The organism is Mycobacterium sp. BMJ-28 (assembly GCF_054404835.1).
Genome location: NZ_CM136783.1, coordinates 1,115,206 through 1,131,024, shown reverse-complemented (window position 1 = coordinate 1,131,024; position 15,819 = coordinate 1,115,206). Strand labels below are relative to the sequence as shown.

Annotated in this window: 15 protein-coding genes and 1 tRNA gene; 12 read left to right on the top strand and 4 right to left on the bottom strand. The window is 68.6% G+C overall.

What is annotated here, in order from left to right; translation table 11 throughout:
• The first annotated feature begins 177 nt into the window (after positions 1-177).
• Both ACXPWS_RS05650 and ACXPWS_RS05645 read left to right on the top strand, forming a co-directional pair.
• Positions 178-1,143 carry an amidohydrolase family protein gene (locus tag ACXPWS_RS05650; protein ID WP_458711501.1) on the top strand — a complete coding sequence of 322 codons (966 nt, stop codon included), beginning with the start codon at positions 178-180 and terminating at the stop codon, positions 1,141-1,143.
• 81 nt (positions 1,144-1,224) lie between these two features.
• Positions 1,225-1,680, top strand: a complete 456-nt coding sequence (locus ACXPWS_RS05645) for a MarR family winged helix-turn-helix transcriptional regulator (RefSeq protein ID WP_458711500.1) — start codon at positions 1,225-1,227, stop codon at positions 1,678-1,680.
• 19 nt (positions 1,681-1,699) lie between these two features.
• On the opposite strand, the gene ACXPWS_RS05640 is transcribed toward ACXPWS_RS05645, so the two are convergent.
• Complete coding sequence (locus ACXPWS_RS05640; protein ID WP_458711499.1) at positions 1,700-2,290, bottom strand: TetR/AcrR family transcriptional regulator; 591 nt, start codon at positions 2,288-2,290, stop codon at positions 1,700-1,702.
• A gap of 134 nt (positions 2,291-2,424) precedes the next feature.
• On the opposite strand from ACXPWS_RS05640, the gene ACXPWS_RS05635 reads away from it, so the two are divergent.
• Positions 2,425-3,207, top strand: a complete 783-nt coding sequence (locus ACXPWS_RS05635) for an alpha/beta fold hydrolase (RefSeq protein WP_458711498.1) — start codon at positions 2,425-2,427, stop codon at positions 3,205-3,207.
• A gap of 35 nt (positions 3,208-3,242) precedes the next feature.
• Here ACXPWS_RS05635 and ACXPWS_RS05630 read toward each other — a convergent pair whose 3' ends face one another.
• Both ACXPWS_RS05630 and mfd read right to left on the bottom strand, forming a co-directional pair.
• Entirely contained in the window at positions 3,243-4,178 is a 936-nt protein-coding gene (locus tag ACXPWS_RS05630; protein ID WP_458711497.1) for a nucleoside triphosphate pyrophosphohydrolase, read from the bottom strand.
• A gap of 22 nt (positions 4,179-4,200) precedes the next feature.
• On the bottom strand, positions 4,201-7,821 hold the full coding sequence (gene mfd / locus ACXPWS_RS05625) for a transcription-repair coupling factor (protein ID WP_458711496.1): 3,621 nt from the start codon (positions 7,819-7,821) through the stop codon (positions 4,201-4,203).
• A 110-nt stretch (positions 7,822-7,931) separates the two neighbouring features.
• Between mfd and ACXPWS_RS05620 the strand changes: the two genes are divergently transcribed.
• A complete protein-coding gene (locus tag ACXPWS_RS05620) occupies positions 7,932-9,053 on the top strand; it encodes a diaminopimelate decarboxylase family protein (protein ID WP_458711495.1) in 1,122 nt (373 codons plus the stop codon).
• Here ACXPWS_RS05620 and ACXPWS_RS05615 read toward each other — a convergent pair whose 3' ends face one another.
• Positions 9,054-9,647 (bottom strand): TetR/AcrR family transcriptional regulator, encoded by a 594-nt coding sequence (locus ACXPWS_RS05615; RefSeq protein ID WP_458713422.1) that lies wholly within the window; start codon positions 9,645-9,647, stop codon positions 9,054-9,056. It abuts the gene before it with no gap.
• Positions 9,648-9,733: 86 nt separating this feature from the next.
• On the opposite strand from ACXPWS_RS05615, the gene ACXPWS_RS05610 reads away from it, so the two are divergent.
• The 8 genes from ACXPWS_RS05610 to pth all read left to right on the top strand — a co-directional run bounded on the left by ACXPWS_RS05610 (position 9,734) and on the right by pth (position 15,739).
• Positions 9,734-9,805, top strand: a tRNA-Gln gene (locus ACXPWS_RS05610).
• A 141-nt stretch (positions 9,806-9,946) separates the two neighbouring features.
• A complete protein-coding gene (gene glmU, locus ACXPWS_RS05605) occupies positions 9,947-11,356 on the top strand; it encodes a bifunctional UDP-N-acetylglucosamine diphosphorylase/glucosamine-1-phosphate N-acetyltransferase GlmU (protein ID WP_458713421.1) in 1,410 nt (469 codons plus the stop codon).
• 101 nt (positions 11,357-11,457) lie between these two features.
• A complete protein-coding gene (locus ACXPWS_RS05600; RefSeq protein ID WP_458711494.1) occupies positions 11,458-12,438 on the top strand; it encodes a ribose-phosphate diphosphokinase in 981 nt (326 codons plus the stop codon).
• Positions 12,438-12,779, top strand: a complete 342-nt coding sequence (arsC, locus tag ACXPWS_RS05595; RefSeq protein ID WP_458713420.1) for an arsenate reductase (glutaredoxin) — start codon at positions 12,438-12,440, stop codon at positions 12,777-12,779. The genes ACXPWS_RS05600 and arsC overlap by 1 nt, the downstream gene beginning before the upstream one ends.
• Positions 12,776-13,474, top strand: a complete 699-nt coding sequence (locus ACXPWS_RS05590) for an LpqN/LpqT family lipoprotein (RefSeq protein ID WP_458711493.1) — start codon at positions 12,776-12,778, stop codon at positions 13,472-13,474. Before arsC ends, ACXPWS_RS05590 begins: the two co-directional genes overlap by 4 nt.
• A 34-nt stretch (positions 13,475-13,508) precedes the next feature.
• A complete protein-coding gene (locus ACXPWS_RS05585; RefSeq protein WP_458711492.1) occupies positions 13,509-14,372 on the top strand; it encodes an oxidoreductase in 864 nt (287 codons plus the stop codon).
• Between the two features lie 138 nt (positions 14,373-14,510).
• Positions 14,511-15,155 (top strand): 50S ribosomal protein L25/general stress protein Ctc, encoded by a 645-nt coding sequence (locus ACXPWS_RS05580; protein WP_458711491.1) that lies wholly within the window; start codon positions 14,511-14,513, stop codon positions 15,153-15,155.
• A gap of 5 nt (positions 15,156-15,160) precedes the next feature.
• Positions 15,161-15,739, top strand: coding sequence for an aminoacyl-tRNA hydrolase (gene pth, locus ACXPWS_RS05575; RefSeq protein WP_458711490.1), 579 nt, complete (start codon positions 15,161-15,163; stop codon positions 15,737-15,739).
• The last annotated feature ends 80 nt before the right edge of the window (positions 15,740-15,819 follow it).

Sequence of the window (15,819 nt, the reverse complement as noted above, 5' to 3'; positions counted from 1 at the left end):
CCAACTTCTATCGGTCACCTGCAAGGCGCGCAGTGCCCTGCCCAGGCGGGAACCGCGACTCGCCGCGATTTCGGATAAGATCAAACATATGGTAACTATCAAATGTTTGTCAACTACCAATGTATTGACTACCGTCGGTACACGACAGGTGCCCGCGCACCAGATTTGGAGAAGACCATGCGCATCATTGCGGTCGAAGAGGCGTTTTCCGTGCCGGGCGCCATCGCCGAGGAGGCTGCCATCCGCCGGCACGGTATCGCGGTCCCGGGCCCGATGGCCGCCGAGTGGTTTCGCCGCCTGGACGATGTGACCGAGCTGCGCCTGGCCGATATGGACGCCAATGGGGTGGACATGCAGGTCCTCTCGCTCAGCGTCCCCGGCCTGGAGGTCATCAAGGATCCCGCCGCGGCGGTCATGGCCGCACGACACGTCAACGACTACGTGGCCAAGGCGGTCACCCAGCATCCCACCCGGTTCGCCGGCTTCGCCGCACTTCCGCTGCAGGACCCTGCCGCTGCCGTCATCGAATTGCGCCGCGCCGTCGAAGAACTCGGCCTCAAGGGCGTGCTGTACAACGACCACGTCCAGCGGCACTATCTGGACGAACCGCAGTTTCGGCCGGTGTGGGCCGAATTGGAGCGGCTGGGGGTGACACTGTATCTGCATCCGGCCGTCATACCGGCCGACAACTGGCGCGTCTTCGACGGCTATCCCGTACTCAGCGGCCCCACTTGGGGATGGACCGCAACGGTCGGCGCCCACGCGCTGCGGATCATCTATGGCGGCGTGTTCGACCAGTATCCAGACGCCTCTTTGACATTGGGTCACATGGGTGAGCTGCTGCCCTTCCAGATGGACCGACTGGACAGCCGCTACGGCCAGGTACCTCCCGAGCACAGGGTGCAACAGCTGCCGTCGTACTACCTGCGCAACAACGTGTACGTCACGACAAGCGGCGTGCACTCCCACGCCGCGCTGATCGGCGCCACCCTCGCCGTCGGCGTCGACCGGGTGCTGTTCGCCATCGATTATCCCTACGAGTCGTCAGCCGAGGCGGTGGGATTCCTGCGGACCGCCCCTTACGCCCCTGCCGATCTCGAACGCATCGCACACGGGAACGCCGAACGCATTCTGCGACTGTGATGTGCGCCGGACGGTACCGAGGACGAATCATTTGAACGGCAACAAATGTTGGATGGGTGTTCGGTGTCGTACTCTCGTCCCGTGAAGGGCGATGACGAGAGCGTGGTCGGGCCCGGTGCACTGGACCGGGTGACGTGGGCCCTGCGGCGGGCCGAAGGGTCCGTTCAGGCGCTCAAGGAGCGACGGCTGCGGACGCTGGGCCTCAACGTGGCGCACTACTCGATGCTGATCTCCGTGCACTCCGACCCCGGCTTGTCCGGCGCCGAGGTGGCCCGCCGCCTGAACGTGACCCCGCAAGCGGTGGCATCGCTGGCCGACCGGCTGGTCAGCCGCGGCCAGCTGGAACGCAGAGCACACCCCCGCCATCGCCACGTGCAGGAGCTGTACCTCACCGAGGAAGGGCGCACGGTGCTGCGCAGTGCCGATGCCGTCGTCGCCGAGGTCGAGGACACCGTCATCCAGCAGCTGGGACCGACGAACGCCACCCGCCTTCGGGCCTTACTGGAGAAGGTGGCCGCCGCCGCGCAGCAGGCCTGACCGGTGAGCAAGGCCGCCGCTATCGCGGCGCGCGGTGAAGTCCGTTGTGCCACTGGTCCACTACCGCGTCGATGAATGCATCGGTGACCTGACCGCGGTCGAGGAAGAGCCGGGCCAGGATGGGTCCGTACAGCATGGTGAACTCGTCGTCGTCGATCCGGACACCGGATGGTTCCAGCAGCGCGTTCAGCGAGGCGTGACGGTCCTCGCCGATGCGGATCAGCGCTTGGGCGCTGTCGGGGTCGTGGTCGGCCTGAGCGCTGACCGCCAGCACCGCCGCCCGCAGGCCGGGGACGGTGACGCCGTCACGCAAGCTCTTCAGCCAGGCGATTGCCACCGCCCGCACGTCGCTGCCCGGTTCGGGGTAGGTGCCGAGGTCGGGACCTTCGAGGATCAGGTCGAAGAGCAACGCGGCGCGGGTGGGCCAATGCCGGTAGAGCGTCTGGCGAGTGATGTCTGCGCGCTCGGCCAGCGCGGCATAGGTCAGCCCGGCCGGTCCGACCTCGGCCAGCAGGTCTCGTGCGACGGCCAGCGCGCGGCTGCGCGTGCGCTGCACCCGCGGATTGTCGGCGGTCGGCTGGCGCCGGTGAACGGCCTGCTCTTGCGTCATCGCCGCGACCCTACCAGGAATCATACGTAGCGTGTGATTGATGACATAGTCCGAATCATACATGTCGTGTGATAGAAAGGAGATCCAATCATACGTAGTGGATGATTGACTGAATCTCTGAAAGGCCGGCGCCCATGCCTCTTCCCCACCTCGCAGCCCCCACCCTGGCCCGTACCCGACTGGGCTCCGGCCCCGGCCTGCTGCTGGCCCATGGCGCCGGCAGCAGCATGACCGGCAGTTATGGCCCCATCCTGGAAGGCCTGGCCGCCCACCACACCGTCGTCGGCATCGACTACCCCGGCAGCGGCGGCAGTCCCCGCTCCACCACCGCACTGTCCATCGACGAACTCGTCGCCGCCGCCGACGCCGAGGGCCTGGATCGCTTCGCGGTGTCCGGCTACTCGCTCGGCGGCCCCATCGCCATCCGCGCGGCCACCCGTCATCCCCAGCGGGTCACCGCTCTGGTGCTGACCGCCGCGTTCGCCTACCGCGACAACCGGCTGGCCCTGGTTTCTTCGACCTGGAGCAAAATCGCCTCCACCCCCGACCGCGGGCTACTGGGCGAATTCCTGCTGATGACGGCGCTGGGCACCGACGCGCTGCAGTCCATGCCGCACGAACAACTGCAACAGATCATCGGCTTCGCCGGCTCCACCGCCGCCGACGGCAGTGCCGAACAGGTCGACCTCGTCGGCCGACTCGACGTCCGCGACGACCTCGCAGCGATCAAAACCCCGACCCTGATCATCTCCACCACCGACGACCGGGTCGTCTCCACCACCCTGCACCGCCAACTCGCCCAGTCCATCGCCAACGCCGAAATCGCCGAAATCGCCACCGGACATCTGCCGATGCTCGAACGCGGCCAGGAATGGCTGGACCTCATCGACGACTTCCTCGCCAAACACCACGCCTGACGCACACGCTGGAGTCCAGCGCCGCGCCGAGACGGTCAGTCCAGCGTCGCCGGCCAGTGCGCGCGCCACTCGTCCTCGGTGATCGGGGCGGGTGGCGCGTCGGCGATGGCGTCCCCCCGGCGGTCGGCGAAAACCGCCCGCTCGACCGCCCGTACGGTGTCGATGAACTCCAGAACCGCTGTGCGCAAATCATTTTCGGGGTCGGCGCCGACATCGATCCGAACCTCGCGCAGAGTGGCCGGCACCAGGTCGTCGGGTAGACCGGCCCCGGCGACCCGCTCCCGGATCTTCTGTGCCAGCGCCAGCGCTGGCTGGCCGGTCGGGACGTCGTCCATGCACGAATTGCGGGCCTTGGAGAGCTTCTCTTGGGCCTTACGCTCTTCCCACTGCGCGAGCTGGTCTTCCAGCGAGATCGACTCGCCGGCAAGGACCCCGAAGGCACGGTTGCCCAGCTTGCGCACCAGGGCGTCGGCGACATCATCGATGCCGAACGGGTGAGCGGGTGCGTCCTCGGCGATGCGGGCGTGAAAGAGCACCTGCAACAACACATCTCCGAGCTCTTCGCGCAACTCGTCGGCATCGCCGCCGCGCACCGCGTCGAACAGTTCGTAGGTTTCTTCGAGCAGGTAGCGGCGCAGCGAGTCGTGGGTCTGTTCGCTCTCCCACGGGCCGTCGGTACGCAGCTTGTCCATCATCGCGACAGCGTCGACCAGTCGCTCGCCGGATTGCGGTGCGGGCGCGGCGATCAGCCGCTCCCCCGCCGCCAACCGGGCCTTGACCGTGGGGTGCTCGGGATCCGAGGACAGCAGTACCGGCGCTGGATCACCGTCATAGGCCGGCCGCGCCGACGGCAGCGACCACGGCACCTTGATCGGCATCTCCTCGGTGTACTGGACATCACCGGCCAGCAGCTCGACGGCATCGACCGGAACCAGCGCGGGCCGGCGCGGATCCACCAGAACGACAGTCATTGCGCACCTCCGGTGCTGGAAGTCATGGTGTCCCACCGCCGAGCACGGCGACATCGACATCGCCGGCCGGGCGCCCGTCCAGCGTGAGCAGCAGACCGGCCACCGCCTTGACCAATTCCACATCGCGGATGCGCGGCGCTCCGACATTGGCGCCGGTCCGCGGAATCGGAATCTGCACCGCCGAGGTCGTCGCGCGGTAGGCCGCGCCCGGGTACACCCGCTTGAGCCGTAGCTGCTGGGAATCCTGCAACGTCAACGGCGCCACCCGCAGCGTCGACTCCGATATCGCCGACACCTCGGTGACTCCGTACTCGCGGCAGAGCAGTCGCAGCCGGGCCACCGCGACCAGCCGCTGGGCCGGCTCGGGCAGCGGCCCGTAGCGGTCGACCAGCTCCTCGATGACGGAGTCGACGGCGGCGGTGTCGGCCGCCGCGGCGAGGCGCCGGTAGCCCTCCAGCCGCAGCCGATCACTGCCGATATAGTCCGGCGGCAGGTGCGCGTCGACGGGCAGATCGATCCGCACGTCCTTCGGTTCTTCCACGCCCACAACGGTTTTGCCGTCCACCGCGGCCCGGTATGCCTCGACGGCCTCACCGACCAGGCGCACGTACAGGTCGAACCCGACCCCGGCCACATGCCCGGACTGTTCGACGCCCAGCACGTTGCCCGCACCGCGGATCTCCAGATCCTTCATCGCCACGGCCATCCCGGCACCCAGTTCGTTGTTCTGTGCGATGGTGGCCAGCCGGTCATGGGCGGTCTCGGTCAGCGGGACCTCGGGCGGGTACAGGAAGTAGGCATAGCCACGCTCCCGGCTACGGCCCACCCGACCGCGCAGCTGATGCAGCTGGGACAAGCCGAAGGTGTCCGCGCGTTCCACGATGAGGGTGTTGGCATTGGAGATGTCCAGACCGGTCTCGACGATGGTGGTACACACCAGGATGTCGTACTCGCGGTTCCAGAACCCTTCGACGGTCTTCTCCAGCGCGTCCTCGTTCATCTGGCCGTGTGCGACGACGACGCGGGCCTCGGGCACCAGCGCCTGCACCCGGGCGGCGGCCTGGTCGATCGACTTCACCCGGTTGTGGATGTAGAACGCCTGCCCGTCGCGCAGCAGCTCACGCCGCAACGCCGCCGCCACCTGCTTCTCGTCATGCGGACCGACGTACGTCAACACCGGGAAACGTTCCTCGGGCGGCGTCAGGATGGTCGACATCTCGCGGATGCCGGCCAGGCTCATCTCCAGCGTCCGGGGAATCGGGGTGGCGCTCATGGTGAGCACATCGACGTGGGTGCGCAGGCTCTTGATGTGTTCCTTGTGTTCGACACCGAAGCGCTGTTCCTCGTCGACGATCACCAGGCCGAGGTCTTTCCAGCGCACCGCGGTCTGCAGCAGCCGGTGTGTGCCGATCACGATATCGACCGAACCGTCGGCCATTCCGTCGATCACGGCCTTGGAGTCGCTGGGGTCGGTGAACCGGGACAATCCCTTCACGGTGACCGGGAAACCGGCCGTACGCGCCGTGAAGGTCTGCAGGTGCTGGTCCGCCAGCAGCGTGGTGGGCACCAGCACCGCGACCTGTTTACCGTCCTGCACGGCCTTGAACGCCGCGCGGACCGCGATCTCGGTCTTGCCGTAGCCGACGTCCCCGCAAATCACCCGGTCCATCGGAACCGGCTTCTCCATATCGGATTTGACCTCGGTGATGGCGGTCAGCTGATCGACGGTCTCGGTGAACCCGAACGCGTCCTCCATCTCGGCCTGCCATGGTGTGTCCGGCCCGAACGCATGCCCGGGCGCGGCCTGGCGCTTGGCGTACAGCGACACCAGCTCACCGGCGATCTCCCGAACCGCCTTGCGCGCCTTGGTCTTGGTGTTGGTCCAGTCGCTGCCGCCGAGCCGGCTCAGGGTGGGCGCCTGCCCGCCGACATACCTGGACAGTTGGTCCAGCGAGTCCATCGGCACGTACAGCCGGTCCGAACCGCCGCCGCGCTTGGCCGAGGCGTACTCCAGCACCAGGTACTCCCGGCGTGCGCCGCCGACCACCCGCTCCGTCATCTCGACGAACTTGCCGATGCCGTGCTGGTCGTGCACCACCAGGTCGCCTGCGGTCAGCGCGAGCGGGTCGACGACGTTACGCCGTTTGGCGGCAAGCCTTTTCCCCTCGTTGGCGGTGACCCGGTTACCGGTCAGATCCGTCTCGGTGATGATGACCAGGTTCGCCCCCGGCAGCACCAGCCCGTCGTGCAGCGGACCCCGGAGCACCCCGACCACGCCGGCGCTCGGCGCCGCGCCGGGCTCCAGACATATTGCGGGGATGTCGGATTCGCCGAGTTGTTCGACAACCCGGTGCGCGGTGCCGGTGCCGGGTGTGACCACGGCGGCGAACCCGCCGGTGGCGACATGGGCGCGCAGCATCGCGAAGATCTCGTCGACGGCGTGCTGGGTGCGGGCCGACGGTGCCGGCCGCAGCTCCAGTGCGGTGGAGTCCTCACCGGTGAGCTGGCTCAGCGTCCACCACGGGTGCCCGCCGGCCCGCGCGGTCGCGCGGACCTCCTCGAATCCTCGGAAACCGGAGCCGCCGAGATCCTCGATGTCGATCGGGGCGTTGCCGCCCATGGCGGCGACCGACCAGGACGCCTCCAGGAACTCCCGGCCGGTCTTGATCAGGTCGGCGGCGCGGGCACGCACCTTCTCCGGGTCGCAGACCAGCACCGGGGTTCCTGCGGGCAGATGGTCGGTCAGCAGCACCAGATCGTCGGGGCGCAGCACCGGCGCCAGGGCTTCCATGCCGTCGACCGTGATGCCCTCGGCGAGTTTGGCCAGCATGTCACCGACACCGCCGGCCATGGTGTTGTCGGTGGCGGGCAGTGCACCCGCGAGCTGGCCGGCACGCTCGCGGACCTCGGCGGTCAGCAGCAGCTCCCGGCACGGCATGGCGATCAGGTTTTCGATGGCGATCTCGGGGATGGAACGCTGGTCGGCGACGGCGAACATGCGCATCTCGCTGACCTCGTCACCCCAGAATTCGATCCGCACCGGGTGCTCGGCGGTGGGCGCGAACACGTCGAGGATGCCGCCACGGACCGCGAACTCGCCGCGTTTGGCGACCATGTCGACCCGGGTGTAGGCCAGGTCGACCAGCCGGGCGACCACGCCTTCGAATTCCGCGTCGGCGCCCACGGTCAGCGTGACCGGTTCCACCTCGGCCAGCTCGGGTGCCATCGGTTGCAGCAGCGACCGGGCGGTGGTGACGACGACGCGCAGCGGTGGACCCAGCCGGTCATCGTCGGGGTGGGCCAGCCGCCGCAGCAACCGCAGCCGGGCGCCGACCGTCTCGACCCCGGGTGAGAGCCGTTCGTGCGGCAGCGTCTCCCAGGACGGGAACAACGCGGCGGCCTCGCCGAACACCGCGCGCAGCTCGGCGGTCAGGTCTTCGGCTTCGCGGCCGGTGGCCGTGACGACGAGCAACGGCCCCGATTGAGCGGCCGCGGCGGCGACGAACGGGCGGGCGCTGGACGGGCCGACGAGGTCGAGTACGTCCGGACATTCGGTCACGGCGCGCAGACCGGGATCGGTCAGCGCCAACTCGATGAGGCCCGCCAGCGGGGTCTCGACAGAAAGGTGCCCCGGTGCGGTCATGATGCCCCTCAGTCTAGTGGCGACCGAACGGCGTCAAGAATTGGTACGCCGGTGTCAATAGGCCGTCAAGATCGTGGCGACCGACCCGCGGGCCCGCGCACCGTGGGGTCATGACACTTCTCGATGCGGTGCACTCGCTTCGCCGGGCAGCCCCTCAGCGGATCGACCCCTCGGTGTGGCCGGTCACCGCGCAGGTCGACGTCGACGGCCGGCTCTGCGTCGGCGGTGTCCCGCTGACCGAGATCGCCGACCAGTTCGGCTCCCCGGTGCTGGTGCTGGACGAGGCCGAATTCCGGTACCGGTTGCGCCGGCACCGGGTGCTGCTGCCGCAGCGGCGCACCGTGTACGCCGGTCGCGCCCTGCTGACCCGCGAGGTGGCCCGGTGGGTGGCCGACGAAGGAGCCGGGCTGGCGGTGCGCACCCCGGCCGAGCTGGCGGTCGGCCTGGCCGGCGGTGTGGATCCGGGCCGCATCGTCGCGCACGGCTGCGCCCAGACCACCGCCGATCTTCGGGCCACGGCCGGGGTGGGCCGCATGGTGATCGGGTCCGGCACCGAGGTCGCGCTGCTGGCCTCCCAACTGAACAGGCCCCAGCCGGTACTGATCGGCTCGGCCGAACTGGTCGGCCGGGTGCTGCATCAGCCGATGCTCCGGCCGGCCGGGCTGTGCTGCGGGGTGGGCGATATCGGGCAGGCCGTGGCAGAGCTGGCCGATATCCGCGGCCGGCACGCCGTCACGCTGTGCGAACTCAACATCGGCGACGAGCCGGCCGAACGCGACCTCACCGAACTCGACGAGATCATCGACATCGCCCTCGACGAGGCGTGCGCGGCGGAACGCTTCCCGCGTCCGGTCGTCGTCGTCGAACCGGGACACGCCATCACCGCCAGGGCCGTGGTGAGCTGCGCGCGGGTGGTGGCGGTGCACGACGGTGTCGTCACGGTGGACGGCACCGGCACCGGGGCCGTGGCAGTGGCCAACCGCCATCCGCTCGGGCCGTCCCGGGCGGTCACGGTGGCCGCCCGGTGCGGCGCGGTGGTCTGTGCACAAGCCACCCTGCCCACCGATCTGCACCCCGGCGATCTACTGGCCGTCAGCGGCACGACCGGCCCCGCCACCGCGGGCGACGCGCTGGTGGCGCGCCCACCGATCGTGGTGGTGCGCGATGGGCGGGCACATCTGTCGGTGCGCCGCGAGACCGTCGCGGACCTGCTGTCCCGCGAGGTGAGCTAGCTAGTCGGCTTCCAGGGCGGGATCGGCCTCCAGATGCGTGAGCCCGTTCCACATCAGGTTGACCAGGTGCGCGGCCACCACTTCCTTACTGGGCTCGCGCACGTCGAGCCACCACTGCGCGGTCATCGACACCGAACCGACCAGCGCCTGGGCGTACAGCGGGGCCAGGTCGGGATCCAGGCCGCGCCGGGAGAAGTCACCGGCCAGGATCGAGGCCACCTGGCTGACGGCGTCGTTGAGCAGCGTGGAGTAGGTGCCCGAGGTGATGGCCGCCGGTGAGTCGCGGATCAGGATGCGGAACCCGTCGGTGCGCTCCTCGACGTAGGTGAGCAGCGCCAGCGCCACCCGCTCCACCCGCACCCGGGAGCGGTTGTTGGTCAGCGACGAGGTGATGCCGTCCAGCAGCGCCGACATCTCGCGGTCGACCACCACCGCGTACAGCCCTTCCTTGCCGCCGAAATGCTCGTACACGACGGGTTTGGAAACGTTGGCGCGCTGAGCGATCTCCTCGATGGAGGTGCCGTCATACCCGCGGTCGGCGAACAACGACTTGGCGATCTCGATGAGTTGCTGACGACGTTCGGTGCCGGTCATCCGGGCACGCGGGATGCGGGCTTCCTTCTCAGGTGCTGCCACAGTGAGCAGACTAGTGCGTTGGACTAGAGTCTCGGGTTGATCGGTCCGTCGTGGTGTAATCGGCAGCACCTCTGATTTTGGTTCAGATAGTTCAGGTTCGAGTCCTGGCGACGGAGCAATCTCATACCGCGCGCGTCCCCGACCAGGCAGCGTTGACGACGTGACACCCCGCATGCTGGGGGTACCTCCCGCTTGCGGGGGAGGTCGCTCGCCGGAGGAGAAGAATCTTGGCCACCACCGAAATCGCCGTCGTCGTCATGGCCGCCGGGGCAGGCACCCGGATGCGGTCGACCACCCCCAAGGTGCTCCATCCGCTGGGCGGACGCAGCCTGCTCGCCCATGCGTTGCTCGCCGTCACCCCGCTGGAACCCAGCCACATCGTGGTCGTCGTGGGCCACGGCCGCGAACCGGTCAGCACCGAGGTCGAACGGATCGCGCAGCGGACCGGCCGGCCGATCGTCACCGCCGTGCAGGAGGAGCAGCTGGGCACCGGCCATGCCGTCGGCGTCGGCCTGTCCGGCCTGCCCGACGATTTCGCCGGCACCGTGCTGGTCACCTCCGGTGACGTACCGCTGCTGGACGGCGCGACACTCACCGCGCTGGTGGACACGCACGACGGCGGCGGCGCGACGATCCTCACCACCACCTTGCCGGACCCGACCGGGTACGGGCGCATCATGCGCGACGATGCGGGCGCCGTTCTCGCGATCGTCGAGCAGGCCGATGCCGACGACCGCCAGCGCGCCATCGGCGAGGTCAACTCGGGGGTGTACGCGTTCGACGCCGCCGCGCTGCGGTCCGCGCTGAGCCGGCTGCGCTCCGACAACGCCCAGCGGGAGCTGTACCTCACCGACGCCATCGCCCTGGTCCGCGGCGACGGCCTGCCGGTGCGGGCACAGCACGTCGCCGACACCGCGCTGGTGGCCGGGGTCAACGACCGCGTGCAACTGGCCGCGCTGGGCGCCGAGCTCAACCGGCGCATCGTGCAACGGCACCAGCGCGCCGGAGTGACCATCACCGACCCGGCCACCACCTGGATCGACACCGACGTGGAGATCGGTCCCGACACCGTCATCGCCCCGGGCACCCAGCTGCTCGGGGTGACCTCGATCGGCGCCAACTGCACCATCGGACCGGACAGCACCCTGACCTCCATGGAGGTGGGCGACGGCGCCTCGGTCATCCGCACCCACGGCGAACTGTCGGTGATCGGCGACGGGGCGACCGTCGGCCCGTTCACCTATCTGCGGCCGGGAACCCGGCTGGGTGCGGCCGGCAAGCTCGGCGCGTTCGTCGAAACCAAGAACGCGGTGATCGGCACCGCCACCAAGGTCCCGCACCTGACCTACGTCGGCGACGCCGACATCGGCGACCACAGCAACATCGGGGCCTCGAGTGTATTCGTGAACTACGACGGCGAGTCCAAACGCCGCACCACCGTCGGCTCGCATGTGCGCACCGGCTCGGACACCATGTTCGTCGCACCGGTCACCGTCGGCGACGGCGCCTATACCGGCGCCGGGACCGTGCTGCGCGAGGATGTGCCACCCGGCGCGCTGGCCGTTTCGGCCGGTCCGCAGCGCAATATCGAGGGCTGGGTGCTGCGCAAGCGGCCCGACTCCGAGGCGGCGGCGGCGGCCCGCGAAGCCGGGGCCGACACCGAGTGATCCGGGCCCTCCCGTTGGCAATCTGGTAACCCGGCCACGACCGTCCGGAAATGCTACGTACGATTGGCGCGTATTCGACCCCGACCGGCGAAGGCACAACAGTGAGCCACGACTGGACCGACAATCCCAAAAACCTGATGCTCTTCTCGGGCCGGGCTCATCCCGAGCTGGCCGAGCAAGTGGCCAAGGAACTCGACGTACCCGTCACCGCGCAGACCGCGCGGGACTTCGCGAACGGCGAGATCTTCGTCCGGTTCGACGAGTCTGTGCGCGGTTGCGACGCCTTCGTCCTGCAGAGCCATCCCGCGCCGCTGAACCAGTGGCTGATGGAACAGCTGATCATGATCGACGCGCTCAAGCGCGGCAGCGCCAAGCGCATCACCGCGATCCTGCCGTTCTATCCGTACGCGCGCCAGGACAAGAAGCACCGCGGCCGCGAGCCCATCTCCGCGCGTTTGGTGGCCGACCTCTACAAGACCGCAGGCGCGGACCGCATCGTGACGGTGGATCTGCACACCGATCAGATCCAGGGCTTCTTCGACGGACCGGTGGACCACATGCGCGGGCAGTCGCTGCTGTGCGGGTACATCGCCGACAAATACCGCGACGCCGACAAGGTGGTCGTCTCGCCCGACTCGGGCCGGGTGCGCGTCGCCGAGAAGTGGGCCGACTCCCTTGGCGGCGTCCCGCTGGCCTTCATCCACAAGACTCGGGACCCGTTGGTGCCCAACCAGGTGAAGTCCAACCGCGTGGTCGGCGAGGTGAGGGGCAAGACCTGCATCCTGACCGACGACATGATCGACACCGGTGGCACCATCGCCGGCGCGGTGCGACTGCTGCTCGAGGACGGCGCCACCGATGTCATCGTGGCCGCCACGCACGGCGTGCTGTCCGACCCCGCCGCACAGCGGCTGGCCGACTCGGGTGCCCGCGAGGTGATCGTCACCAACACGCTGCCGATCACCGAGGACAAGCAGTTCCCGCAGCTGACGGTGCTCTCCATCGCACCGCTGCTGGCCAGCACCATCCGCGCGGTGTTCGAAAACGGTTCGGTGACGGGACTTTTCGACGGGTCCGCGTAATTGTGAGCAAGATCTACCACAACCCGAAGTGCTCGACCTCCCGCAAGACGCTGGAGCTGTTGCGGGAGTCCGGTATCGAACCGGAGATCGTGCTGTATCTGAAGACGCCGCCGACCCGGGCCGAGCTGGTCCGGTTGATCGCCGACGCGGGTATCCCGGTGCGGGAGGCGGCCCGCAAGCGCGAGGCGCTGTACGCCGAGCTCGGGCTGGCCGACGCGACGGACGACGAACTGCTCGATGCTCTCGCCGAACATCCGATCCTGATCGAGCGGCCCCTGGTGGTCACCGACAAGGGCACCCGGTTGGCCCGTCCGATCGATCGCGTTCGCGAAATCTTGTGAGATCGCGCGCTGCGCTGGCGGCCTCCGCCGCCGTGTTGGCCGTCGTGCTGGCCGGCTGCGGCGATGACACCCCGGACTACCAGTCGATCTGGACCACCACGACGACGACCACCTCCGGTGCCGCGTCCGGCCCCGCGCAGAAGCCGGTGCCGATTTCGCAGTATCTGGAAAGTGTCGGCGTCACCGGCGATCCGATCGCGCCGGAGAAGCTGACCGACCTGACGGTGGACCTGCCCAGGCCCGCTGGCTGGCAGGCGTACAGCAATATCAACCTCTCGCCCGGCACCCGGGTGATCGCCAAGGGCGACACCTATCCGACGGCGATGCTGATGGTGTTCAAGCTGGCCGGGAATTTCGACACCGCCGAGGCGCTCAAACACGCCGACGCCGACGCGCAGCTGTCCCAGGGCTTCACCAAGCTCAACGGGTCGGCCGACAATTTCCGCGGTTTCCCGTCGTCGATGGTGGAGGGCACCTATGACCTCAACGGGCGGCGGATGCAGAGCTACAACCGGATTGTGATCGCGACCGGAGGGAGCGGTTCGGCAGGGGCGACCGGAGGGAGCGGTTCGGCAGGGGCGACCGGGCAGCGTTACCTGATCCAGCTGACCATCACCAGCTACGCCGAGGACGCACAGAAGGACGGCAAGGACATCGAGGGCATCATCTCGGGATTCAAGGTCGCGGCCAAGTAGGTAGGTCCGGCCGGCAGGAGCATGATTGGGACCTATGAGCTGGACTGCTGCCGATCTTCCCTCGTTCGCCGGGCGCCGCGTCATCGTCACCGGCGCCAACAGCGGTCTGGGTTTGGTCACTGCCCGTGAGCTGGCCCGCGCCGGGGCATCGGTGACGCTGGCGGTGCGCAACCCGGACAAGGGCAACGCCGCTGCCGCGCAGATGACCGGCGACGTCACCGTCGCCGAGCTGGATCTGCAGAGTCTGGCCTCGGTCCGCGAGTTCGCGGCCGGTGTCGACGGCGTGGACGTGCTGGTGAACAACGCCGGGATCATGGCGGTGCCGTATGCGCTGACCGCCGATGGGTTCGAGAGCCAGATCGGCACCAACCACCTCGGGCACTTCGCGCTGACGAATCTGCTGCTGCCCAAGATCACCGACCGGGTGGTGACGGTCGCCTCGTTGATGCATCTGATCGGGTGGATCAACCTCAAGGACCTGAACTGGAAGTCCCGGCCGTATCTGGCCTGGCCGGCCTACGGTCAGTCCAAGCTGGCCAATCTGTTGTTCACCAGTGCCTTGCAGCGCCGGCTCACCGCGGCCGGTTCGTCGGTGCGGGCGATCGCCGCCCATCCCGGCTACTCGGCCACCAACCTGCAGGGCCAGACCGGCAACGCGGTCGGCACCAAGGTGTGGCTGGCGGCCAACCGAATCGCCACCGACGCGGACTTCGGGGCGCGGCAGACGCTGTTCGCGGCGTCCCAGGATGTGCCGGGGGACAGTTTCATCGGTCCGCGGTTCGGCATGCGGGGCCCGACGGGGCCCGGTCCGCGCAGTCCGCTGGCCCGCTCGGTACGCACCGCCGAGGGTCTGTGGGAGTTGTCTGCGCTGCTCACCGGCACCGAATTTCGGATCTGAGCGCGTTGTCGGCTACTCTTGCTGACGTCACGGCGAGGGTTGGTCTACATCCTGTCAATCAGGGGATCACCGTTATCGACGGGAAACCATTCAGTTGGACCCTGGCCGTGTGTGAACCGGTTACAGGAGAGACGACATATGGCCAAGAACGCCGCCCCCAATAAGCTGACCGCGCAGGTGCGCACCCGCACCGGGAAGGGCGCCTCGCGCCAGGCCCGCCGCGACGGCAACGTGCCCACCGTGCTGTACGGCCACGGCACCGATCCCCAGCACCTCGAGCTCAACGCCCGCGACTTCGCGGCCGTGCTGCGCCACGCGGGCACCAACGCCATCCTGACCCTGGATATCGCGGGCACCGAGCAGCTGGCGCTGACCAAGTCCATCGTCATCCACCCGATCCGCCGCAACATCGTGCACGCCGACCTGCTTGTCGTGCGCCGCGGCGAGAAGGTGACCGTCGACGTGGCCGTCATCGTCGAGGGTGACGCGGTGCCGGGCACCCTGATCGCTCAGGAAGCCAACACCATCCAGATCGAGGCCGAGGCGATGTCGATCCCCGAGCAGCTGACCGTGTCGGTCGAGGGCGCCCAGGCAGGCACCCAGATCACCGCCGGCCAGATCGACCTGCCCGCGGGCGTCAGCCTGATCGTCGACCCCGACACCCTGGTGGTCAACGTGGTGACCGCGCCGACCGCCGAGGATCTCGATTCCGAAGGTGGCGGCGAGGCCGCCCCGGCCGCCGAGGCTGCCGCGCAGCCCACCGAAACCGAAGCTGCCGAATAGTTTTCATGGCCGAGCCGCTTCTGGTGGTTGGGCTCGGCAACCCCGGGCCCAACTACGCCAAGACCCGGCACAACATCGGGTTCCTGGTGGCCGACATCCTGGCCGATCGGCTCGGCTCGGCATTCAAGCTGCACAAGAAGTCCGGAGCTGACGTCGCCACGGGCCGGTTGGGAGACCGGCCCGTGGTGCTGGCCAAGCCCCGGGTGTACATGAACGAGTCCGGTCGCCAGGTCGGGCCGTTGGCCAAGTTCTACTCCGTGCCGCCCGGTGATGTCGTGGTGTTGCACGACGAGCTGGATATCGACTTCGGCCGGATCCGGCTCAAGCTCGGCGGCGGCGAAGGCGGCCACAACGGCCTGCGGTCGGTGGCGGCCGCATTGGGCACCAAGGATTTTCAGCGGGTGCGTATCGGCGTCGGGCGCCCGCCCGGCCGCAAGGACCCCGCGGCCTTCGTGTTGGAGACGTTCAATTCCGTCGAGCGGCCCGAGGTTCCGCTGCTGTGCGAGAACGCCGCCGATGCGACGGAGTTGCTCTTGAAGGTCGGCGTCGAGGCCGCGCAGAACACCGTGCACGCCTGGACCTGATTCCACTCACCCCCGCGAGCGCGCGTGTTTGCACACCGACACGCCGCTTCAGTTGGCATTCCGCGCACGCTCGCGAGCGC